The 22,846-nt window shown below is 70.9% G+C and carries 16 protein-coding genes; 3 read left to right on the forward strand and 13 right to left on the reverse strand.

Features of this window, described 5'->3' with window-relative positions; genetic code table 11:
- Position 1 precedes the first annotated feature (1 nt).
- Positions 2-316: a hypothetical protein gene (locus MRBLMG1_RS19585; RefSeq protein WP_367825357.1), complete on the forward strand. Its 315-nt coding sequence runs from the start codon at positions 2-4 to the stop codon at positions 314-316.
- Positions 307-1,185 carry a S8 family serine peptidase gene (locus MRBLMG1_RS19590; protein WP_367825358.1) on the forward strand — a complete coding sequence of 293 codons (879 nt, stop codon included), beginning with the start codon at positions 307-309 and terminating at the stop codon, positions 1,183-1,185. The genes MRBLMG1_RS19585 and MRBLMG1_RS19590 overlap by 10 nt, the downstream gene beginning before the upstream one ends.
- Positions 1,186-1,290: 105 nt before the next feature.
- Here the strand turns inward: MRBLMG1_RS19590 and MRBLMG1_RS19595 are convergent, their stop codons facing one another.
- Positions 1,291-5,463 carry a hypothetical protein gene (locus MRBLMG1_RS19595; protein ID WP_367825359.1) on the reverse strand — a complete coding sequence of 1,391 codons (4,173 nt, stop codon included), beginning with the start codon at positions 5,461-5,463 and terminating at the stop codon, positions 1,291-1,293.
- Positions 5,460-8,255 (reverse strand): hypothetical protein, encoded by a 2,796-nt coding sequence (locus MRBLMG1_RS19600; RefSeq protein WP_367825360.1) that lies wholly within the window; start codon positions 8,253-8,255, stop codon positions 5,460-5,462. The genes MRBLMG1_RS19595 and MRBLMG1_RS19600 overlap by 4 nt, the downstream gene beginning before the upstream one ends.
- A 272-nt stretch (positions 8,256-8,527) precedes the next feature.
- Here MRBLMG1_RS19600 and MRBLMG1_RS19605 point away from each other — a divergent pair, with 272 nt between their 5' ends.
- Positions 8,528-9,184 carry a hemopexin repeat-containing protein gene (locus tag MRBLMG1_RS19605; RefSeq protein ID WP_367825361.1) on the forward strand — a complete coding sequence of 219 codons (657 nt, stop codon included), beginning with the start codon at positions 8,528-8,530 and terminating at the stop codon, positions 9,182-9,184.
- A 109-nt stretch (positions 9,185-9,293) separates the two neighbouring features.
- Here the strand turns inward: MRBLMG1_RS19605 and MRBLMG1_RS19610 are convergent, their stop codons facing one another.
- The 11 genes from MRBLMG1_RS19610 to ureA all read right to left on the reverse strand — a co-directional run bounded on the left by MRBLMG1_RS19610 (position 9,294) and on the right by ureA (position 22,493).
- A complete protein-coding gene (locus MRBLMG1_RS19610; RefSeq protein WP_367825362.1) occupies positions 9,294-10,463 on the reverse strand; it encodes an agmatine deiminase family protein in 1,170 nt (389 codons plus the stop codon).
- A 46-nt stretch (positions 10,464-10,509) separates the two neighbouring features.
- On the reverse strand, positions 10,510-11,961 hold the full coding sequence (locus MRBLMG1_RS19615) for a purine-cytosine permease family protein (protein ID WP_367825363.1): 1,452 nt from the start codon (positions 11,959-11,961) through the stop codon (positions 10,510-10,512).
- A gap of 150 nt (positions 11,962-12,111) precedes the next feature.
- Complete coding sequence (locus MRBLMG1_RS19620; protein ID WP_367825364.1) at positions 12,112-13,257, reverse strand: agmatine deiminase family protein; 1,146 nt, start codon at positions 13,255-13,257, stop codon at positions 12,112-12,114.
- A gap of 273 nt (positions 13,258-13,530) precedes the next feature.
- Entirely contained in the window at positions 13,531-14,328 is a 798-nt protein-coding gene (locus tag MRBLMG1_RS19625) for an ABC transporter ATP-binding protein (protein WP_367825365.1), read from the reverse strand.
- Positions 14,321-15,307, reverse strand: a complete 987-nt coding sequence (locus tag MRBLMG1_RS19630) for an ABC transporter ATP-binding protein (protein ID WP_367825366.1) — start codon at positions 15,305-15,307, stop codon at positions 14,321-14,323. Before MRBLMG1_RS19630 ends, MRBLMG1_RS19625 begins: the two co-directional genes overlap by 8 nt.
- Entirely contained in the window at positions 15,304-16,158 is an 855-nt protein-coding gene (locus MRBLMG1_RS19635) for an ABC transporter permease (protein ID WP_367825367.1), read from the reverse strand. The genes MRBLMG1_RS19630 and MRBLMG1_RS19635 overlap by 4 nt, the downstream gene beginning before the upstream one ends.
- Positions 16,155-17,114 (reverse strand): ABC transporter permease, encoded by a 960-nt coding sequence (locus tag MRBLMG1_RS19640; protein WP_367825368.1) that lies wholly within the window; start codon positions 17,112-17,114, stop codon positions 16,155-16,157. The genes MRBLMG1_RS19635 and MRBLMG1_RS19640 overlap by 4 nt, the downstream gene beginning before the upstream one ends.
- Positions 17,111-18,787: an ABC transporter substrate-binding protein gene (locus MRBLMG1_RS19645; RefSeq protein ID WP_367825369.1), complete on the reverse strand. Its 1,677-nt coding sequence runs from the start codon at positions 18,785-18,787 to the stop codon at positions 17,111-17,113. Before MRBLMG1_RS19645 ends, MRBLMG1_RS19640 begins: the two co-directional genes overlap by 4 nt.
- Before the next feature lie 86 nt (positions 18,788-18,873).
- Complete coding sequence (locus MRBLMG1_RS19650) at positions 18,874-19,887, reverse strand: agmatine deiminase family protein (RefSeq protein WP_367825370.1); 1,014 nt, start codon at positions 19,885-19,887, stop codon at positions 18,874-18,876.
- A 162-nt stretch (positions 19,888-20,049) separates the two neighbouring features.
- Positions 20,050-21,801 carry an urease subunit alpha gene (locus tag MRBLMG1_RS19655; RefSeq protein WP_367825371.1) on the reverse strand — a complete coding sequence of 584 codons (1,752 nt, stop codon included), beginning with the start codon at positions 21,799-21,801 and terminating at the stop codon, positions 20,050-20,052.
- Entirely contained in the window at positions 21,798-22,493 is a 696-nt protein-coding gene (ureA, locus tag MRBLMG1_RS19660; protein WP_367825372.1) for an urease subunit gamma, read from the reverse strand. Before ureA ends, MRBLMG1_RS19655 begins: the two co-directional genes overlap by 4 nt.
- Positions 22,494-22,846: the final 353 nt, after the last annotated feature.

The raw sequence follows: 22,846 nt of genomic DNA on the forward strand, positions 1-22,846 counted from the left end.
GGTGACGATTCCCGGATTCACCGCCGAATCGAGTGTGCGCGGCGCCTACGGGGTCTTCCCCGCCCAGGGCGACTACGCCACCTGCTCGTTCGAGTGCGGGCACGACTGCACCAGAGCGTGCAAGCACTCCTCGGACCGCCAGTGCTGGCAGAAGTGCAAGAACCGCTGCATGAGGGTCTGCCAGTGCACTCCGACGTGCACCACGAGGACGTACTGCGACGACTACGGAACGACCAAGGCGGTCGAGACCTGCACGGACTGCGAGGGGAACAAGACGACATCGGCTCCGGTGACGATCAAGCCCACATGCCCTTGACCGGCGCCCTGGTGGATCCGGCCCGTCTGTCCGCCCTCACGGCACGCACCACCGGACGCCCCGACATCGTGGTCGGTGTGGTCGACGGAGTCGTCGACCCCGGCCACCCGGATCTGGCACTCCAGCCCCTGCGGTTGGTCGGCGCCCGGGTCCCCGCCGGGGACCCGGGCGCCTTCGCGGGTCACGGGACCCTCGTCGTGTCCGCGCTCGGCGCCCGGCCCACCGCGACCACGTCCGGCCTCTGCCCGGGCTGTTCCTTCGTCGTACGTCCCGTCCCGGGGCTGGACGTCCCTCCCGCCACGCCCGCCGACCTGGCCGGCGCGCTGGTGGACGTCGTCGCCGCCGGTGCCCGGGTGGTCAATCTGAGTGTGGCGCTCGAACGGCTCCCGTCCGCGGGCACCGCGGACGACCCCGGTGTCCGCGTGCTGCTCGACGCCGTCGAACTGGCCTGTCGCCGTGGGGTTCTGGTGGTGGCCGCGGCGGGCAACGACGGCGAGATCGGCGGCTCCCCGCTGGTCCGCCACCCCTGGGTGATCCCGGTGGTCGCGTGCGACGACGCGGGGCGGCTCCTGCCGACATCGACGCTGGGCCGGGCGATCGGCCGCCGCGGTCTGACGGCACCGGCACTCCCCCGCGGCTTCACCGCCAACGGTGGCGCCGTCCGCGCACTCACCGGCACCAGTGCCGCCGCGCCCGTCGTCACCGGAGCCGTGGCGCTGCTGTGGTCCCTCTTCCCGGGGGCCTCCGCGGAAGCGGTACGGGACTCGATCACCAGGCCCCGGCCCCCGGCCCGCCGTATGTCGGTGGTCCCTCCCCTGCTCGACGCGGCGTACGCGTACGACGTACTGCGTGAAGCAGACGTCGGATGAAGCAAGCGTCGGATGGCAGGCTTCGGATGAAGGCGCATGCCGGCTGACGCCGGTGTCGGATCCGACGCCGAGCCGGCTGCGGCCGATGTCAGAGGGGAGCCGATGTCAGACGGGGATCGTGTCGAGGTACGAGATGCGGCTCGTCGTCTTGCCGGGTTCCGGGCTGTCGGGGAGCACGTCGTACTCCCGTACCACCACGCGCATCGGCCGGACCCCGACGGCCACCGGAAGCTTGACCTTCTGTGTCCATACGGCGACCGGCCCGCTCCCCGGCTCGCGGTTCATCCGCACCGGCGGCGTGGCTTCGACTTCCATCCAGCCGGCGTCGTCGGGCAGCAGCGGGGTGCGGAACTGCACGCTCACCTTGAACTCGGACGACAGGCCGTCCAGTCCGGTCGGCGGAGCCGCTGCCACGACCGACACCTTCACCGGCGAACCCTCCGCCGTGCCGCCGACCTCGATCCTGGCCCGCCGGTACGCGGGGAGCTGGACCCAGCCCGCGTCGACGACGGGGGACGCCCGCAGGTCCTCGGGGGTCGTCAGCGAGTCGGGCTGGAGCCGGACCACCATCAGATGGACGAAGGGCTGGTAGAGGGTGTCCGCCTTGAACCGGACGTCCGCGTACCACAAGCGCCGCTGTCGGTCGTACTCGACGGGGAAGCCGAGGGCATGGCCCTGGGCGAGGCGTACGTCGACCGCGCGTTCGTCGAGGTACTCCGGGGTGGGGTACGCCATGGCGGGCGCGCCCGCGCTGTCCCTGATCGGGTCACGGCCCCAGGCGGTGGCCCAGTCCCGTGCGCCGGACAGGTCGATGTCGGTCGTGGGGTCGACGACCCGGACCCCGAGGAGTTCGCCCTCCCCGGTGAGGTACCAGGGCCGCTTGAGGTGGATGCGGACCGTGCCCTCCTTGCGGACGCTGGTCGTGATGTTGCCCGTGGTGGTCCGCTGCCAGGTGAAGGCGGGCAGCACCGAGTGCACCACGGGCGCCGGAGCCCGTACGGTCGACGGCACGTGGAGCGTGACCGGCGGACCGGCGCGGGTGACGGGGGGCACGACGTACGAGACCTCGACCTTCCCTCCGTTGGCGATCGCGCCGCCGGCGATCCTGGCGACCTCGCCCGTGCCGTCGTACACGGTCACGTCCGTGCCGACGCGGTATGTGGTCCCGGTCCCCTTCGGGGTCCCGTCCGCATTGAGCTCCTGGGCGAGGGCGGCCCGGACGACGACCGTGCCCGGGACGAAGGCCTGGGCGATCTTCTCGCGGTTCTCGCCGCTGAGGGGGACCGTACGACGCTGCGTGAAGTACGGCACGAAGCGCGACGCGCCGATGGGCGTGTACGTGACGACCCGGTGGCGGGTGTCCCCGGGGTCGTGGCGGCTCCGGAACGGCATCTTCGTCAGCACGGGGCCGCCTGGGGCTCCGAGGGAGTCGGTCTCCGGGCGGAGCACGGCCGACGCCGGCGAGGTCACCGGACCGTCGCCGGTCAGGTCGGAGTACTCCGTCCACGACGCCACGGTGTGCACGGCGAGGGTGGAGGCGCCGTGGACGGCCATCGCCGCCTCGTCGAAGGCGTACACGGTCTGTGCGGGCTGCCGGATGACCCTCGGCCCCGCGAAGGTCGGCGGGGTGACGGGGCATCGGACGGCGTGGACCAGGGTCAGCCCCGTCGCCGGAGTGAGCTGCCCGATCCGTCCCGCGAGGACGGCGTTGAGGGCGGCCTGGTAGTCGGTGGGCGACAGGGCGGAGATCGTGTCGTCCCGCTCGCTGCTCCCGGCGAGCCCGAACCGGTCGGTTGCGGTGCTCGCCGCGTCCGCGAGCAGGTCGTGGACATCGGATTCGGGGCCTTCGTCGAGGGCACGTCCGACCGCTCCGGTCCCGGTGGCGTCGGCGGTGGCGTATCCCGCGCCGTCTCCGCTGTCCGGGCGGTCGTCCGCGTCGGCTTCCGGGTCGCCTTCCGGTGCTTCGGCCGCCCTCGCCCGCTCGGCGTACCACCGCCACTGGCCCAGCAGGTCCTCGTCGCCCGGTGCCAGCACCGAGCTCAGTGAGGCGGGGAAGGACGCGGCAGGGTGCAGCTTCACCCGGATCGTCCGGGCGACGGTGTCGACGACGGCCGTGGACTGGGTGCTCGCGATCGGTCCGGCCTCGACGATCAGCCGCATCGGCAGCCGCTGGTACCAGCCGGCGCCTTCGGAGGGCCAGGTGGCGACCAGCTCGGGGGTGCCGGGTACGCCTCGCAGGGCCGGGCCCCGGCCCAACGGGTCCGGCAGCCAGGGTCGTTCGACCGTGTTGGTGTCCTGGTACGGGCTGCCGCCCGCTCCCGGGTCCGGGGTGCCGGTGACCTTCCCGCCGTCGTACTTCGTCAGCAGCGCGTGGACGGCCGGGTCGGGACGGTGTCCGGCCGCGAGGTCGAGCACCCCGTGCCGTTCCGCCAGTTCCACGGAGGCCTTCGGCGGGAGCAGATGCCGTTCGCAGGTGGGTCCGGTGACGATGGCGGCCGGATTGGCGTTGTCGGTCCGGACGACGAGGTCGACCGGGGATTCGCCTGCGGTGACGGGACGGCGGAGCACCAGGACGGGCGCGGGCACGGGGTCGTAGCGGGAGAACCTCAGGGGAACGGTGGCCGGTTCGCCGGCCACGGGGGCGACGGTGAAGGGGGTGCTGCGGCCCGCGAGGTCGACCAGGCGGGCGCGGAAGCGGTAGGTGCGGCCGAAGCGGAGGGGCGGCAGGGTGCCGGCGGGGCTGTCGACGTCGGCGGTGAAGGGCAGGGCGGTGTCGGTCTGGGGGCCGGGGTCGGTCAGCTTGCTGTCGACGCCGATGGTCTTTCCGGGGGGTTCTGTGACCAGGCTCCAGTTGTTCCAGCGGAAGATGGCCTGGGTGAGGCATCCCGTCTCGTTGCCCCTCAGGTCGGCGCCCAGGGTGACGGCGTCGGTGACGGAGCCCTCGTCCGCGATGGGAACGGTCCCGTAGCCGACGACGCTGTACGTCCCCTTGCGGCTGCACAGGGGGAACCAGCGTTTCGATCCCGCGTCGTAGACGTCCACCCGGATGCCCTGCTGGACGGTGGACGCGTTCAAGGTCTTCTTGTCGCCCTGGCCGCCCTCCATGAGGTCCTTGTCGATGTCCGCGACGGTGGCGCAGATGTTCTGGAAGGTGACCTGGCGGTTCGCCTCGGCGACGAAGATGCCTGCGGATCGCAGTGCGGGGGGCTTGGTCTCCGGCGCTGGTTCGTCTCGGGGCAAGGACCCCAGGGCCTGGGCGTAGTTCTGCAGGGCGAGTCCGCCCGCGTCGAGATCCACGTCGATCGGTGTGTAGACGCTGGTGTCGTTCAGCGGCAGGAAGGGGGAGGCCGCGGTCTTGTCGGGTCGGGCGAGGGTGAGCTTCCCGTTGCGGGCGACACACCGGGTCAGTGGACGGTAGTGGTGGATGAAGTCGATGGTGGTCGGTGACGCCTGGATGGTGACGGGCGCGTTCAGGTGCGTGGGCAGCGTGATGGTGTAGCGGCGGACGAGTCCGAGGGGGATCATCAGCGTCGGATGGTCGGCGAGCGCGGCGAGCAGGGCGTGGAATTCGTGCAGGTTGGGCGTGCCGGTTCCCCTGCGGGCGAGGTCGCGGGTGGTCGGCGCCATGGGGCTGTGGAACTCCGCGAGCCGGGCCCAGCCTTCCGGGTCGTGGGGGTCGGCGTCCTCGACGGCGCCGGTACGCAGCAGTTCGCGGCGGAGTGCCTCCATGTCGGGGTCCGGGCCGTCGGGGGCTCCGACCCGCTGGACGAGCCGTTCGACGGTGTCCCACTCGGATCGGCCGGGCCCTTCCGCGGGGGCGTACGGATTGTGGTCACGGTGCCGGGCGGCGTCGACTGAACCGGCGAGCCAGCGGACGTACACGTCGGCGAGGGCGGCTCCCACTCTCGCGGCGGGGTAGGACCTGACGGGGTCTGTCATCGCGTGCTCGGCGAACACGAAGGGTTGGACGAGGAGCGACCCGGGGAACAGCGCCTTCCAGAGCGTGGCGTTCGGGGCGCCGTCGAGGGGCGTGGCTTCGGGGCTGCTGGAGGTGTGGTCGTCTTTCATGACGATCACCCTCAACGGATGGAAGGAGAAGGTGGGGAAGGCGGCGATCTCGGCGTAGCGGGAGAGCGGGAGGACGGCGCTGCCGGGCGGATTGCCCTCGTCGTTCGAAAGCCGGATGCTGAGGACGAGGGACAGCTGGGTCGTCCCTGGTGCGGTCTGGGGAGCGGCCGGGTCGGGCAGCAGGGTCCACACCAGCGTCTGCTTGGTCATGACACGTCCTCAAGGGCGGCGAAGGCGGCGCACCTCTCGCTCCATGCGCTCTGGGTGGGGAAGGCATCGCTGTAGAGGGGGTCTCCACCACCGCCGAACCGGCGCTCCAGCGACATGCTGACGGACTGGGAGAAGAAGGCGACGCGTACGCGGACGGTGACGCTTGCGGAGCCGACGATGTCCGTGCGTGTCGGGCCGTTCTGGATCGCCGGGTTCTTGGGGACTTCGGCGGTCTCCAGCGTGAGGTAGAACTCGACGGAGACGGTGATGATGCCGAGGATGTCGAGGGCGCCGACGGCTCGCATGAAGCCCTTCAGCAGGCTCGCGCCGTCCTCGAGCTTGAGATACACCCCGGCGGTGATGGCGACCGAGCCGCTGGCGACGCCCAGGTCGAGGGCGGCGGCGGCGCCGAACTCCAGCTGGGCTTCCAGGACGGTGACCCGGCCGGATTCGACGGTGAGGGAGAAGGATCCGCCGCCGCCGAGGAGGGAGACCGTGACGAGGAAGGGGTGGTCGCGGGAGGAGACGGTGAACGTGGTGCGGACGGGTGCTCCGTCGAACGGGAGCCGTACGGTGACGGACAGAGCGAGGTTCTGGAGCAGGAACACCCCGGCACTGACGGTCGGTACGGCGAGTCCGTAGCCGACCTCGACTCCTTTCGGGTCCACGGTGACGCGGGGCCCGTTGGCGGGTGACGGCAGGAATTCGCGGAGCTTGTTCAGGAAGCGGAGGTCTCCGTCGAAGCCCACGTCGCCGATCTTGACGTCGAGGTCGGGGGTGGTGCCCGGTTTGCCGGTGAAGGCGATCCGCCGGAACCCGACGGAGAGGATCTTCGCGAAGCTCAGCTTGAAGTCCCGCAACTCGCCCCGGACTTCGGCCGTCGCCGGGGAGCCGTCGTAGCGGGCGACACTGACGGACCTGATGTCGAGGCTGTCGGACCGCGTCGTCGTCAGCGGACCGAGGGTCATCACCCTGATCTTGGGGCGCCAGGTCATCTCGGTCCGGACGGCGGTCGGCGACCCGCCACCGGCGTGATCGACGATGGTGATGATCGTCGGAGCGCCGGTGCCGTCGCCCGTGCCGACGCCTCCGGGTTCGATCAGCTTCGTCAGATCGATCACTCCGAGCAGTCGGGTGGGCAGATCTCCGGGGCCGGCGGGAGGGCTGAAGTACGCGCTCGGGTCGAACTTCCCGGCAGCGGCGGTGTCCAGTTTCCCACCGACGAGACCGGATGCGGTGGAGAGCCCGCTCACCGGCAGCGCGAGGGCGGCGACGGCTCCGGAGCTGGCGGGGGGTGGTTTGAAGTCGGTGGGCTTCGGCAGGATGCTCGCGTACACCTGGTGGGAGGCGGCGAGGCCGCCGGTCACGTACGCGTCGTACAGCTTGAGCTGGTGGACGGTGCCGGTGACGGCGCCCGGCGCGGCGGCGCTGACGCCGGCGGCCGGCGGTGGCGCGAGCGCGTCGAGGGCCGGGACCCGGGCGCCGACGGACACCAGCCGGGGGTGTGCGGCCGGCCGGCCTGCCTCCTTGAGCTGGGCGGGGGATGCCTGCGACCGCTGGGCGCCGACCCGTAGTTCGGCGATGTCGAGCGTGGACTTCTCCTCGGTCGTGCCGCTGCCGGGGGCGAGTTCGAGGCGGCCCGTGGCGTTCAGGGTCAGGGTGTTGGCCTTGCTCTCGCACGCGGCGACGGCGGCGGTCAGGTCGCCGTAGGCGGAATCGCCCCGGATGAAGAGAAGAGGTGCGGTGAAGTGGACGCGGTGGCCGAGCCGGTCGTCGGCGCTCAGGGCGAAGAGCAGCTCCGAGGCGGGGTCGTCGGCGCGGTTCAACCAGTAGCCGAGCGTGGGCACGTCGGCCCCTTTGGCGGTCTTCGTGTCGGTCGGCCGGTCGATCCGGACCCGGACGAAGGGGAACGCCCGGCCGCCGTTGGGGAGGGCGGCGACGCCTTCGTAGCTGATCTCGGGCTTCAGGACGGTCAGCCGGATGTCCTGGACGAGTCCGAGGTCGAGCCGTCGTTCGGTGCGGGTGGTGATCTGGACGGGGAACCCGAACGGCAGCAGGAACCCGCGTTCGACGACGTTGACGAAGATGTCACGGCCGCCCGTCGAGCGGTGGCGGTACATCGTGATGCCCGGCCCGTCCCAGTCCCCGGCGAGGTCGACGTGGGCGCCGAGCGCGGAGAGGACGAGCCCGTTGGCGGTCACGGAGCGGAGCTTGCTGGCTTTGTGGATCTGGTCCCGGTGGGCGTCGGAGAGGGAACTGGCGAAGGGCTGCCCGACCCGGGGGGACGCGACGCCCACCAGGTCCACGGGGCCGCCCTCGTACGGCCGTGCGGCCGCGGGGGCGATCCGGGTGTGCCAGATGCCGGTGGCCCCGGAACTGCCCGTGACGGGGGCGGTCGCATGCCGCCACGCCAGGTCGGCGGTGGCGGGCCCGAGGAAGAGACCCCACACGCATTCGAGGACGGTGCCCGCCTGAGCGGCCTGGAGCGCGGCCCAGGACAGCAGCCCCTCCGCGGTGAACGGCACGGTCGTCCCCGGAAGGACGCGCAGGGCGACGGTGCTCTCGCCGGAGTACCGCACCCGCTTGGTGCTTTCCGTCGCCGCCGACAGGAGGGTGGCCTGCTCCAGGACGGACTGCGGCGGGAAGTGGGCGGTGATCGTTCCCGCGGTGCCGGGCGTAGTGGGTCCGAGGACGACGGCGCCCGCCGTACCCGAGCGGGAGATGTTGGAGAAGGTGAAGTCCAGGACGACCATGTCCTCACGACGGAGGAGGGTGACGGGGCTTCCGTCCATCGGTGTCCCCGAGGTCGCGGCGCACATCGGCACCAGCTCCCGTGATCATCTGATCTGCGATCTGTGGAACCTCGCCGGGCGATGCATCCCCCTCTTTTCAGTATTTCATCGTCAGCAAGGGCCTGCCAGCGGGCAGATGACCGATCGGTAGATGCCCCGTCAACCATCGGAATCCGGATACGGACGGTAGTCACGTTTGCCTGTCAGGTCCTCGGCGAGGAGCATGGATTGCAGGCAGTGCAAAGGAGTTGACGCCTTCGAGGAGGCGCACCATGGGAGCGAAGGTCTATTTCATCAAGGCCGGCCATTACGCACGCTACAAGCTGGACCCGGACCCCGGCACCGTCGAGTACGTGAAGCCCATCGCGACGAACTGGGGCAGCATGGCCGCGCGTGGTTTCGCCGATGGGCTCGATGCCGCCGTGAACGACGGCTCGGGATTCGTCTACTTCTACAAGGGAGGGAAATACGTCCGCTACAGCATCGCGGCGAACAACATCGTCGACCTGGCGGGCGAGCCCCCTTACCCGTGGCCCATCACCCACGGATGGACGACCGACCTCACGGGTACCGGGTTCGAGAACTACATCGACGGCGCCCTCGACGTGGGGGACGGAACGTGTTGGTTCTTCCACGACAGCGAATGCCTGCGGCTTTCCGTCCCGGCCGGGATCATCAAGGGTCCGGACAAGATCTCGACCCTCGTACCGAGCCTCGCCGACGCGGGATTCGGATCCGACATAGACGACGCCGTCCGTCTTCCCAACGGGAAGGCATACATCTTCAAGGGCGACCAGTACGTGCGCGCCGATCCTGTCACTCTCGCCGTGGACAGCGACTACCCCCTGACGACCGGCGTGTACTGGAAGGGCTTCACGTCACTGTTCACCGCGAGGGACTTCGACGCGGTGTGGATCAACCCGGCTTGAGGGCGGGAGCAGTTCCGGGCCGGCCCGGCGGTACGCCTCCCCTGGAACGGCCCGGGCCTCGACGCACGAGGCCCGGGCCGGTCACTCAGGGGATGACTGGCGCGTCAGGTCAGCGATTGGGCTCCTGCATGGTCACGCAGTGGGCTCCGCCGCCGCCGTTGCCGTAGAGGTTGTCGAGGTTGAGCTGGACGACGGGTCGGCCGTAGGCGGCGGAGATGGCCGCCTTGGCCGCGGCGTCCTTGGCGGTGTCGCCGAACTGCGTGGTGATGATGGCCGAGTTGGTCACCGTCCAGTTCATGTAGGAGCTGAGGAAGTCCGCCTGCTTGCCCGCGGAGATGCGGGGCAGGGTGTCGGGGCCCTCGATGGTCAGGACCTGGAGGCGGCGGCCCTTGGCGTCGGTCGCGTTGACCAGGGTGTTGTACATGGCCTGGGCGTTGGCGGTCCACACGTCGGGGCGTACGGCGCCGGCCAGCTGCACCATCACCACACCGGGCTTGATGTAGCGGGCGGTGCCGTCGATGTGGCCGTCGGTGACGTCCTGCCCCTTCACGCCGGGCAGCCAGATCATCTTCTGGGCGCCGAAGCGGGCGAGCAGTTCGGCCTCGATCTGGCTGCGCGTCTTGCCGGGATTGCGGTTGCTGTTCACCCAGCAGCTCTCGGTCGCCATCAGCGTGCCGTCGCCGTCGTACTCGACGCCGCCGCCCTCGCCGATCACGGACGCCTTGGCGAAGGGGACGCCCGCGTAGGAGGCGACCCGTCCGGCCACGAGGCGGTCCTTGTCGTAGGCGGAGTAGGGGAGGCCGTAGAAGGTGGTGGCGTTCTCGCCCCAGGCGTTGAAGTTCAGGCCGATGGAGTCGAGGCCGCCGGCCCCGTCGACGCGGAACAGCGGGCCGGTGTCCCGCATCCAGCAGTCCGACACCGGGATGGAGCTGATCACGGTGACGGTGGATCCGCACGCCGTCCTGGCCTGCGAGGCGGCCGAGGAGCCGTCCGCGCACATGATCACCGGTTCGTACTTGGCGACCTCCTTGGCCAGCTTGGCGATGTCGGCCTGGATCTTGGACAGCAGGTTGCCCCAGATCGTGTAGCTGGACGGCCAGGCCATCCAGGTCCGCTTGTGCGGGGCGTCCTCGCCCGGGACGCGCCAGGAGGCGGCCATGGCCGGCTGGATGCCGCCGAGGACGGGTCCCACCGCCAGGGCGGCGGCTGCCGCTCCGGTCCGGGCCAGGAGGGATCTGCGGCTGATGCCGGGGCGTTCGCCGTCGTGCTCTGTGTTCACGTGGTGCTCCTTCTCGCAAAGGTTCTGTACGTGCAGGCGCGTGTGCTCAGTGCAGGCGGTCCAGCAGCCCCTCCTCCCGGACCATCCGGCGTTCGGTGGTCAGATCGAGGCTTCGGGCGAAGGCCCAGTAGAGGGCGCCCGCCACCGGCAGGCCGACGAAGACCGAGCAGTCGACGCCGCCGAGGATCTTGGCCACGGGTCCGACGAAGAGGCCCGTGATGACCATGAACGGGGCCATGCAGGCCAGGCCGATCACGTAGGCGAGGTTTCCGCGCCAGCCCCATCGGCCGTAGATGCCGTTCGGGTTGAAGATCTCCTTGACGACGTACTGGCCGCGTCGCACGAAGAAGAAGTCGACCAGGTTGATGGCCGTCCACGGGATGAACAGGTAGGTCAGGACCACGACGACGTTCGCGAAGAACCAGTTGAACTGGTCGATGCCGACGAGGGTGGAGACCGTCCCGACGGCCACCAGCATGATGCCGATGGTGGCGACGCGGATCGAGCGCGTCGGCTTGACCGGGCGGAACGAGTCGACGATCGAGATCATGGTGAGGCTGCCGCCGTACTGGTTGATCGCCATGATGGAGAGCAGTCCCACGAGGAGGACGATCACCGCGATCGTGCCGAAGCCGTCGAACAGCCGGTCGGCCGCCAGCTTCAGGGCGGTCACCGGGTCGGTGCCCTCGGGGGCGCCGGCCGAGACCACGGCTCCGAGGACGAACACCCAGATGCCGGAGATCGCGCTCGGCAGGTAGGTCCACCAGAAGGTGCTGCGGACGGGGACGTCGGGTCTCAGGTAGCGCGAGTAGTCCGAGACGTACGGCGCCCAGCCCAGCTGGAAGCCGGCGACGAAGACGAACACCAGCATGAAGGGAGCGAGTTCGAACGGGCCGGCCGTCCAGACGCCGTCCGGCAGGCCGCCGCCGAACAGGGCGGCCGCGGTGATCGCCGCGGTGACCACGACGAACGGCCAGGTGAGCCACTTGTTGATCCGGTGGATCCACTCGTACCCGAAGAGGGCGATCACCGTCGCCACCGCGGCGGCCAGCAGATAGCCGATGCCGTTGGGTATGCCGGTGAGCAGGTTCATGGCCTGGCCCGAAAGCAGGGCGTCGGAGGTGTTGAAGGCCACGTAGTTGACGAGGGCGAAGATCCACACGGTGAGGGCGGCACCCAGGTAGCCGAACTGCGGTCGGGATTGGACCAGTTGGGGCAGGCCCAGCTGGGGGCCCTGGGCGGAGTGGAACGCCATGAAGAACGTCCCGAAGAGCGAGCCGAGGACGGTGGCGACCACCGTCCAGACGAGCGAGGCCCCCATGGAGAGTGTCACGACGCCGGTCGCCAGGCCCGTGAGGTTGAGGTTGCCGACGAACCAGATGGCCCCGACGCTGGACGGTTTGCCGTGCCGTTCAGAGAGGGGCACCCAGTCGATCGAGTGCTGTTCGATGCCCGCGTGCGAGGCGGAATCATGCGTCTGCGAGACAACTGGCCCCATGTGGGCTCCTGTTCAGGGATGCGTCCATGAATCGGCACAGCGCCCGCGGTGACCGCAGGCGCTGTACGGTGCGCTCACATTAGGGACTGACTCAAATTTCAGTCAATGGCCGAGACGGAACTCACTGACGAAACTTTCAGTCATGTCGGCTCAGGCGACGGGCTGCTGCTGGGTGACGCAGTGGATGCCCCCGCCGCCCGTGCCGAGACGGTCGATGTTGATCTGCTCGATGTACCGGTCGGGGTACAGGCGGGACAGGGTCGCCCGCGCGGCCTCGTCGGCCCTCTTGTCGCCGAACTGGGCCGAGATCACCGCGTCGTTGCAGAGGTAGAAGTTCGCGTACGAGGCGAGGAAGTCCCGGTTGGTGGAGCGGATCTTGTTGTAGTCCGGGCCCTGGAGGCGCATCACGTCCATCGTGCGACCGGAGGCGGTCGTCGAGACCGAGAGCCTGTCGTACTGCTTCCGGGCGTCGCGGGCGTAGGCGTCGTTGTCGCCGGCGACGGGCATCTGGACGAGGGCCTCGCCGGGCGAGAGGAAGCGCGAGGTCGCGTCGACGTGGTCGTCGGTGATGTCCTGGCCGTAGACGCCGTCGAACCAGATGACCTTGGACGCGCCGTACGCGTCGCACATCGCCCGCTCCAGGTCGCGCTCCGACATCCCGGGGTTCCGGTTGCGGTTCACGAGGCTGCTGCGGGTGGCCATCAGGGTGCCGGCGCCGTCCTGTTCGATGGCACCGCCCTCGCCGACCAGGTCGGCGTAGGTGAACGGCACGCCCACGTGCGCGGCGATCCGCTCGGCCACCAGGGCGTCCCTGGAGTGGGCCTGCTTGCCGCCCCAGCCGTTGAAGTTGAGGCCGACGGTGTCGAGGCCGCCGTAGCCGTCCCGGCGGAAGACCGGGCCCGTGTCGCGCATCCAGCAGTCGTCGACCGGGATCGAGTTGATGACGGTGACGGTGGGGCCGCACATCGTGCGCGCCTTGGCGGCGCTGCCGGGGTTGGCGCAGAGGACGACCGGCTCGTACCGGGCGATGGTGCGGGCGATCAGGGCGATGTCGGCCTGTACGCCGCTCAGCTTGCCGCCCCAGATCGAGGTGCTGTCCGGGAACGCCATCCACGTACGGGTGTGGCGGACGTCCTCCACCGGGACCCGGAAGGAGCGGGCGGACGGCGCGGCCCCGGCGCGGCTCTGGACGGCCGTCGTGATGGCGGCGCCGGCGGCGGCGGTCAGACCGGCCGCCGCCAGGAACCGGCGCCTGTTCAGACCGGGGCCCGCATGGCGGGCGACATGATGGTTCATGGTTGACCTCCTGTGTCAACGTACGTGCGCGGTGGGGGTGTCGGCGGCGGAGGCGGGGTGTGGTGCGGGCGCGGTCGGTGCCGCCCGGTCCCCGCCGCCGAGTTCGGTGCGAGGGCGGTCCTCCGCGAACGCCGTGCGTGGGGGCGCGGTGCGCCGCGAGAGGGTGGTGCGCCGCGAGGGCTGTGCGTCGGGGCGCGGTCCCTCGCGGGGACGGTGCGCCGCGGGTGCGGCGCACGGGAGGTGCGGCGCGTCGCGGCGGGAGGCGTGTCGTGGTCAGAGCGCCCGGCGGGCGGCGGCGATGGCCTCGGGGTCCCAGCCGGGGCGGGGCACGGACTCCAGGAGGAGTCGGGTGTAGGGGTGCTGGGGCGCGGCGAGCACCTCGGCCGTGCGGCCGGCCTCGACGACGCGGCCCTGGCGCATGACGATGACGTCGTCGGTGACGCAGCGGACCACGCCGAGGTCGTGCGTGATGAAGAGGTAGCCGATGCGGGTCTCCTCGCGGATGTCGGCGAGGAGGTTGAGGATCTGGGCCTGCACGGAGACGTCGAGCGCGGCGACGGCCTCGTCGAGGACGAGGACGGCAGGTTCCACGGCGAGGGCGCGGGCGATGGCGACGCGCTGGCGCTGGCCGCCGGAGAGCTGGCGGGGCCGCGCGTCGGCGGCGCGGGTGCCCAGGCCGACCTGGTCGAGGAGCTCGCGGACGCGCCGGTCGTGGTCGGCGTCGGGGAAGTGCAGGCGCAGGGTCTCGCGCAGGACCTGCTCGACGCTGGTCCGCGGGTCGAGGGAGAGGTACGGGTCCTGGAAGACCATCTGGACCTCGCGCGCGCGTGCCAGGCGGCGGGCGCGGCCGCGGCCGCGGGCGCCGCGGGCCTGTCCGCGGACGAGGACGTCTCCGGTGTCGGCCCGTTCGAGGCCGACGATGATCCGGGCGGTGGTGGTCTTGCCGGATCCGGATTCGCCGACGATGCCCAGGGATCCGCCCTCGGGGAGGGTGAAGGACACGTCGTCGACGGCGCGGACGCTCCCGTAGGCGCGGTGGAGGCCGACGGCTTCCAGGACGTTGTCAGGCATCGACGGTGCTCCCTTCGAGGCGGTCGCTGTGGTGACAGGCGGCCTGGTGGTGCGGTCGGCCGGGTGCGGGACGCGGCTCGGGGGCCTGCTGGTCGCAGATCTCGGTGGCCAGGTGGCAGCGGGCGGCGAACGGGCAGCCGACGAGTTCCTGCCGGAGGTCCGGGGGCCGGCCGTCGATGGCGGCGAGCCTCCCCCGCGGGGCTTCCAGCCGGGGGGTGGAGGCGAGCAGGGCCGAGGTGTACGGGTGCCGGGGCCGCGCGAAGAGGGCCTCGGCGGGGCCGCTCTCCGCGATCCGGCCGGCGTACATGACGTAGACGCGGTCGCTGATGGCGGCGGCGAGGTCGAGGTCGTGGGTGACGAAGAGCAGGCCGGTGCCGAAGCGTGCGCGGAGTTCGGCCAGCAGGGCGATGACCTCGGCCTGGGTGGTGACGTCGAGCGCCGTGGTGGGTTCGTCGGCGAGGACGAGGGCCGGGTCGCCCATCAGGCCGGCGGCGATCATGACGCGCTGCAGCATGCCGCCGGAGACCTGGCCGGGGTACTTGCGCAGGGCGGACTCGTCGAGACCGACGGCCCTGAGGAGTTCGACGGCGCGTGCGGAGGCGTCCGCCCGGCTCATGCCGCCGGTCAGGGTCACGCTCTCGACGAGGAAGTCGCCGATGCGGCGCAGCGGGTTGAGGGCCGCCCGGGGGTCCTGGAAGATCATGGACACCGTCCCGGTGCGCAGGGCGCGCAACTGGTCGGCGTTCATGGTGAGCACGTCCTCGCCGCGCACCCTGACGGCGCCTTCGACGACGGCGCCGGGCGGCAGCAGGTTCAGGGCGCTGCGGGAGGTGAGGGTCTTGCCGGACCCGGATTCGCCGACGAGGGCGACGGTCTCGCCGGCGCCGACGTGGAGGTCGACGCCGTCGAGGACGGGGCGGGCCGTGCCGGGCAGGGTGATGCGCAGCCCTTGGACGTCGAGCGTGTGCGGTTGGTTCATCGATCTCTCCTGGCGACGCGGTCGGCCCAGCGTTCTCCGACCACGTTGAAGGCGACGACGGTGAGCACGATGAAGACGCAGGGCAGGATCGCGGACAGCGGGTAGCCGTGCTGGATGGCCGTCTGGCCGTCGAAGACCATGCGGCCCCAGTCGGGGGTGAGCGCGGGTACGCCGAGGCCGAGGAACGACAGGCCGGCGAGGTCCATCAGTGCGTAGCCGAAGTTGATGGTGGACTGGGCGAGGACGACGGGGGCGATGTTGGGCAGGACATGGCGCAGGCAGATCTGGAGGGCGGAGTGTCCCTGGACCTGGTAGGCGCTGACGTAGGGGCGCTTGCGCTCGGCCAGTACGAGGGAGCGGGTGAGACGGCTGACGTACGGCAGGTACGCGAGCGAGAGGGCGATGACGGGGGCGAGGAGTCCTTCGCCGTAGATCGAGATGATCAGGATGGCGAGGAGCATGCCGGGGAAGGCGAAGACCAGTTCGGTGCTGCGGGACAGGACCGAGTCGAGCCAGCCGCCCCGCCAGCCCGCGGCCATGCCGACCGCGACGCCGGCGACGGTCGAGAAGACCACGACCCCGAGGGGGCCGAGGAGCGAGGTGCGGGCGCCGAGGAGGAGCCGGGACAGCGTGTCGCGGCCGGCGGCGTCCACACCGAGGAGGTGCTCCGGGGAGGGGGCGGCCAGGGCGTTGCCGAGGTCGATCGCGTTGGGGTCGTACGGCACCAGCCACGGCGCGAGGAGCGCGGCGACGGTGACGAGCGCGACGAGGCCGAGGCAGACCAGGTACAGCGGGGACCGGGCGGTGCGGATCTTCGCGAGTCCGGGCCGGCGGGTCAGGACGGCGGTCATACGGAGGAACTCCTCGATCCGAGGGTGATCCGCGGGTCGACCAGGGGCAGCACCAGGTCGACGATCAGGTTCACGGTCATGAAGAGAGCGACGATGATCAAGGAGATGGCCTGGACGGTCGGGAAGTCCTTGGTCGTGGTGGACAGCTCGAGGAGCTGGCCGACGCCGCCGATGCTGAAGGCGGTCTCCACGAGGATCGTGCAGACCAGGAGGGTGGAGACGATCAGTCCGCCGGTGGTGAGGACGGTGCCCAGCGAGTTGCGGAACACGTGGCGGCTGATGACCTGGCGCTCGGGGACGCCCCGGCTGCGGGCGACGGTGACGTGCTCGCTGTCGAGGGCTTCGAGCATGGCGGACCGGGTGACCCGGGCGAGCATGCCGATCAGGTAGAGCGCGAGGGCGATGGCCGGGAGGGTGAGGTGCCAGACCTTGTCGAGGAAGCCGTCGCCGGAGCCGCTGCTGGGGAACCAGCCGAGGTTGACGGCGAAGAGACCCTGGAGGAGGACGGCCGCGACGAAGGACGGGGTGCCGACGGCGAACGTGGTCCCGACGAGGATGGTGGAGTCGGTGCCGCCGCCGCGGACGGCGGCGACCCAGCCCAGGACCAGGCCGATCACGACGACCACGACCAGCGCCATCACGACGAGCAGGAGTGTGGTCGGGAGGCGGTCGGCCAGGATCCGGGAGACGTCGGTGCGGTAGGTGAGGGAGCGCCCGAAGTCGCCCTGCAGGATGTCGCCGAGCCAGCTGAGGTACCGGACGAAGAACGGGTCGTTCAGGTGGTACTGGGCGTTGATCGCGGCGAGGGCCTCAGGCGAGGCGGAGCGTCCGGAGAGCAGGAAGCTGGCCGGGTTGCCCGGCGCCAGGTACATGGCGCCGAAGACGACGAACGACGCTGCGAGCAGGGTGGCGGCCATCTCCGCCACCCGGCGTGCGGCGAATCTCAGGAAGTTCACCGCGTGGCTCCGGCCTCGGCCGCGCCGACGTCGGCGGCCCACGGGTAGTACATGTACGCGATGGTGGTGGGGGCTCCGGTGATCTTCTTGTTGAGGAAGACCGCGGTGGGCCACTCGGCGACCGGGATCCAGAGCAGCTGCTCGGCCGCCCGCTTCTGCAGTTCGGCCTCGATCTTCAGCCGCTCGTCGTGCGGGTAGACGGCGGTGGCCCGCTCGACGAGGGAGTCGTACTCCTTGTCGCTGTAGCCGGCGAAGTTCATGTAGGCGCCGGTCTTGAAGTTCTGCAGCAGGTCCAGCGGGTCGGTGATCGAGTCGTAGTAGGTGAGCGGGAACATGTCGATGCCCTCGCGCGCCTCGGGGTCGGTGAAGAGCGCCGTGAACGCGTTGGGCGCGACGGTCTTGAGGTTGATCTTCAGCCCGATCTGGGTCCCGGCGGCCTGGACGGCGGTCGCGAGGAGGGAGACGTCCTGGCCGATGGAGCTGGTGGCGACCGTCAGAGTCCTGCCGGTGGCGCCGGCCTCCTTGATCAGGGCCTTGGCCTTCTCGATGTCCTGGGCGGTGGGCGGCAGCGTGTCGAAGGCGGTCTTGAGGGTCGGCTCGGAGGCTCCGGCCCAGGCGGCGCGGGTGGTGAGCGAGGAGGTGGCGGTGCCGGCGCCGCCGAGTCCGGCCTTGACGAACCCGGACCGGTCGAGGGCGAGGGACAGGGCCTTGCGGACCCGGAGGTCGCCGAGCGGGCCCTTCATGTCGGTGATGTTGACGTTGACCGTGCTGAGGCCCTCGCCGAAGAAGAGGGTGCCGACGCCGCTGTCGCGGAGGCGGCCGTAGCTCTCGGTGGGGATCAGGTAGCCGCCGTCGACGTCGCCGCTGAGCATGGCGTTGGTGCGGGCCGAGGGGTCGGTGAGGACCCGGAAGACGGCCTTCTTCGCCTTGGCCCTGGTGCCCCAGTAGCCGTCGAAGCGGTCGAGTTCGATCGACTGGCCCTTGCTCCAGGTGCCGAGCTTGTACGGGCCGGTGCAGGCGAGGTCGCCGGTGGTGCCGTAGTTCTTGCCGGCCGCCTCGACGCCCGCCTTGGAGGCGACGACGCCCGCGGCGGTCGCCATGTACTGGGGGAACTGGGAGTCGGGCTTCTTGAGCTTGACGGTGACCTGGAGGGGGCCGGTCTTGCGTAGGGAGGCGACGTTCTGGAAGGTCTGCGCCCAGGCGGCGGCGTTGTTCGGATCCGTCTGCCGGCCGAAGCTGTAGACCACGTCGTCGGCGGACATCGTCCTGCCGTCGTGGAAGCGCACGCCGGAGCGCAGGTCGTAGACCCAGGTGGTGGGGTCCGGGTTCGACGCCTTCTCGGCGAGACCGGGCTCCAGGGTGAGGCCCGGCGTCCAGCGCATCAGGCTCTCGCACACGTTCGACAGGATCGTGTTCTGCGGGTAGTCGAACGCGAGCGTGTAGTCGAGGGTGGGCGGCTCGGCGTAGACGGCCCAGCTGAAGGAGTCGATCTCGCCGCGGGCCGGGGGTGTCGAGGCGGAGAGCTTGACCTCGCCTCCGGTGACGCCCGTGTCCTTCGGGGGGCCGGAGCAGGCCGCGAGGGCCAGGAGGGAGGTGAGGGCGGCCGTCGTCACGGCGATCCGTCCGCGCCTGCTGCGGGGGCGTCTGCTGCCGAAGGGCAGGGATGGGGTCATCGTCGCGCTCTCTTTCCGTGATGTCCGTCAGGGGTGCGGGGGCCGGAGGGCCGCCGGTGCGGCCCTCCGGGGGCGTTCCGTTCTCGTCAGGCGGTGGTGTGGACCGCGGGGATCTGCTGCGTGATGCAGTGGACCCCGCCGCCGCCGTAGGCGATGCCGGGCGCCCGCACCCCGACGACCTTCCGGCCGGGGTACGCCGCTGCGATGACCGCGAGGGCCTCGTCGTCCCGGGGCAGGCCTGCCACGGGCACGACGACGCCGCCGTTGGCCACGTAGTAGTTGAGGTACGACACCTCGACCTCGCCGCCGGCGATGTCGACGAACACCGTCTGCGGGACGTCGACGATCTCGAACGGCCGTCCCTGCGCGTCGGTGGAGGCCTCGAGCACCGCGCGGTTGGCTCGCATCCGGGCGTAGTCGGCGTGCGCGGGGTCGTCGGGCAGCGAGACCACGACCTTGCCGGGAGCGGCGAAGGCGCAGACGCCGTCGACGTGCCCGTCGGTCTCGGTGTCGAGCAGACCGCCGTACGGAAGCCAGACAACCTTCTCGACGCCGAGCTGGGATTTCAGTTCCGTCTCGATCTCGTCCCGGTTCATCCCGGGGTTCCGGTTGGGGTGGAGCAGGCACTGCTCGGTGGTGATCAGGGTGCCCTCGCCGTCGACCGTGATCGCCCCGCCCTCAAGGATCATGTCGGAGGCGATGCGCTCGACGCCGAGGTGCTCCAGGATCAGGGCGCTGATCCGGTCGTCGGAGTCGTACGGGCTGTGCTTGCGCCCCCAGGCGTTGAAGCGGAAGTCCACTCCGGCGCGGTTGCCGTCCGCGTCGAGCACGAAGATCGGGGCGGAGTCGCGGAACCAGGAGTCGTCCTGCGGGATCTCCACGACGGTGATCCCGTCACCGCACTTCGCCCGGCCCTCGTCGCCGTGGCCGGGCGGGGCGACCATGGTGACGGTCTCGAACGCGTTGATCGCGCGGGCGACGTTCGCGTACTCCTCCTTGACCTCCTCCAGGACGCTGTCCCACAGGTCCTCCCGTACGGGCCAGGCCATCAGGCACCCCTCGTGCGCGGACCACTCGGCAGGCATACGGAATGCAGTCATCACGGGTCTCTCTTCGTTTCGCCAGAAGTACCCGTCGGCGGTGGCCGGCTCTGCCTGGCGGAAGCGCGGGACGGGTACGCGGTGTGAACAGCATCCTCCTCTCGACTGAAAATTCAGTCAAGAGGACAGACACGGCTTTGCGGATTCGGCCGACCGGCCGGATCAGAGGAAGTACAGCCTGCTCAGTGACACCTGCTGCGCCGGTTCGGAGCGCATCGGATCGCCGTCGAGGGTCACGAGACCGCTGCGCGGGTCGACGTCGACCTGCCCCAGGCGGGCGTTGTGCAGCATGTCGGCCGGGCCGATGCCACGGGTCCCCCGCACGGCGACCCGCCTGCGCCGGGTGGCCAGGTTGTCGTGCGGCGCCCCGAAGGAAGCGGACTCGGCCACCGCGCGACTGACGAAGGCCACCGAGAGATCGGCCGGAGCGGCGCCGTGGGCACCGAAGAGGGGGCCGAGGACCAGGGGCTCGCAGGTGTCGGTGGCGGCGTTCGGATCGCCCGTGACGCCGTAGGCCGGGAAGCCCGCCTTGAGGACCATCTGCGGCTTGGCGCCGAAGAACGGCGGGCGCCACAGGACGATGTCCGCGAGCTTGCCGATCTCGATCGAGCCGATCTCGTGGGCGAGGCCGTGGGCGATGGCGGGGTTGATGGTGAGCTTGGCGATGTAGCGCAGCACGCGCGCGTTGTCGTCGTGCTCTCCGTCGCCCTCCAGGGGCCCGAGCTCGGCCTTCATCTTCCCGGCCATGGCGAAGGTCCGGCGTACGGTCTCGCCGGCCCTTCCCATGCCCTGGGCGTCGGACGAGGTGATCCCGATCGCGCCGAGGTCGTGCAGGACGTCCTCCGCACCCATCGTCCCGGCCCTGATCCGGTCGCGCGCCATGGCGGCGTCGCCGGGCAGGTCCGTCTTGAGCGCGTGGACGGAGACGATCATCCCGTAGTGCTCGGCGATGGCGTCGCGGCCGAAGGGGAGCGTGGGGTTGGTGGAGGAGCCGATGACGTTCGGCACACCCGCCATCTTCAGGACGTTGGGGACGTGCCCGCCACCGCAGCCCTCGATGTGGAAGGCGTGGATCGTACGGCCTTCCAGGACGCGCAGGGTGTCCTCGACCGACAGGCACTCGTTCAGGCCGTCGCTGTGCAGGGCGACCTGCACGTCGTGCTCCTCGGCGACCCGCAGGGCGGTGTCGAGGGCCCGGGTGTGGGCGCCCATGTCCTCGTGGACCTTGAAACCGCAGGCGCCGCCCTCGGTGAGGGCCTCGACCAGGGGTGCCTCGTCGGAGGCGGAGCCGCGGGCCAGGAAGCCGATGTTCACCGGCCAGGCGTCGAAGGCGTTGAAGCCGAGCTTCAGGGCCCAGGGCGAGTTCACGCCGACGCCCCAGCTCGGGCCGATCTCCTGGCCGATGATCGTGGTGACGCCGCTGGCGAGCGAGGCCTCCATGATCCGCGGCGACAGGAGGTGGACGTGGGTGTCGATCGCGCCGGCGGTGGCGATGAGGCCCTCGCCCGGGATCATCGTGGTGCCGGTGCCGACGACGACGTCGACGCCGTCGAGGGTGTCGGGGTTGCCGGCCCGTCCGATCGCGTGGATGCGGCCCTCGCGGATACCGATGGACACCTTGCGGATGCCGAGCACGGCGTCGATCACCAGGGCGTTCGTGATCACGACGTCGCAGGTCTCGCGGACGGCCGCGGCCTTCAGGTGCATGCCGTCGCGGGCCGTCTTGCCGAACCCGGCCAGGAACTCGTCCCCGTACGCCTGCGAGTCCGACTCCACCCGGACGACGAGCCCGGAGTCGCCGAGGCGGACCCGGTCCCCCGCGCGGGGGCCGTGCACGGTGGCGTACTCCTGCGGGTCGATGTGCCGGCTCTCGCCGGGCGCGCAGTGGTCACCGTGTCTCGTGGGCTTGCTCATCGCTCCGCCCCCTTCGCTCCCAGGTAGCCGCAGGCGGCGGCGCGCCGCAGGGCTTCGGACTTCGCGCCGGGCGCGTCCAGCGGCCCGTCGACCAGGCCCGCGAAACCGATCGCGATCCGGTTCCCGCCCATCGGGACGAGCCCGACCTCGACGACGGCGCCGGGGTCGAACCGGGTGGACGACCCGGCCGGGGCCGCGAGCCGCATGCCGTAAGCGGCGGCGCGGTCGAAGTCGAGGCGGGGGTTCGCCTCGAAGAAGTGGAAGTGCGAGGTCACGCTCACCGGCACCGCGGCCGCGTTGCGGACCCACAGCCTGACCTCCGGCTCCGGCTCCGGCAGCACGTCGGTGTGGGGCAGGACGGCCCCGGGGGCGCCGTCATCGTGCTCCACGTCGCCGAACGGCGCGCTGATGACCGCAAGCCGGGTGCCGTCCTCGAACACGGCCTCGACCTGGATCTCGGTCACGATGTCGGTGACGCCGGGGAGCACGTCGTCCGGGCCCAGGACACCACGGCCGCGGTCGAGCGCCTCCGCGAGGTGGAGGCCGTCGCGCGCGGCCTCGCACACCGTGTCGGCGATCAGCGCGGTCGCCTCCGGCACATTGAGCCGCAGCCCACGCTCCAGGCGTGTCCGCGCGAGCTGGGCCGCCGTGAAGAGCAGCAGCCGGTCGCGCTCCGTGGGCGTCAGAGGCATGCCGCCCCCTGACACGCGGGCCTGGTCACACGCATGGTGTCCCTTCCTTTCTCCGGTGTGCCGGAAGCGGGTGTGCGGCACACTGTGACACCTGACTGAAATGTCAGTCAAGATCGAAGAGAACTCAGGCGGAACGAAAGGCGTCTGCAGGCGGCGCCCCGGCCGCCGGCAGCGCCGGGATAGTTCCCGGCGACGGCGGCCACCAGGACCGAGGCCGACGGGCCGACGGGCCGACGGCGCTCGTGTACGGCGGGACGGAGAGCCGGGGGTGCTGGGCCGGTCGAAGACCGCGGTGGGCTGAGCGAGAACCGGGTCCGGCGGCCCGCTGCGGGTCAGCACCGGGCCGCCGGGGT

It is taken from the genome of Streptomyces sp. LMG1-1-1.1, from assembly GCF_040815545.1.
In the GTDB taxonomy this organism is placed as follows: Bacteria; Actinomycetota; Actinomycetes; order Streptomycetales; family Streptomycetaceae; genus Streptomyces.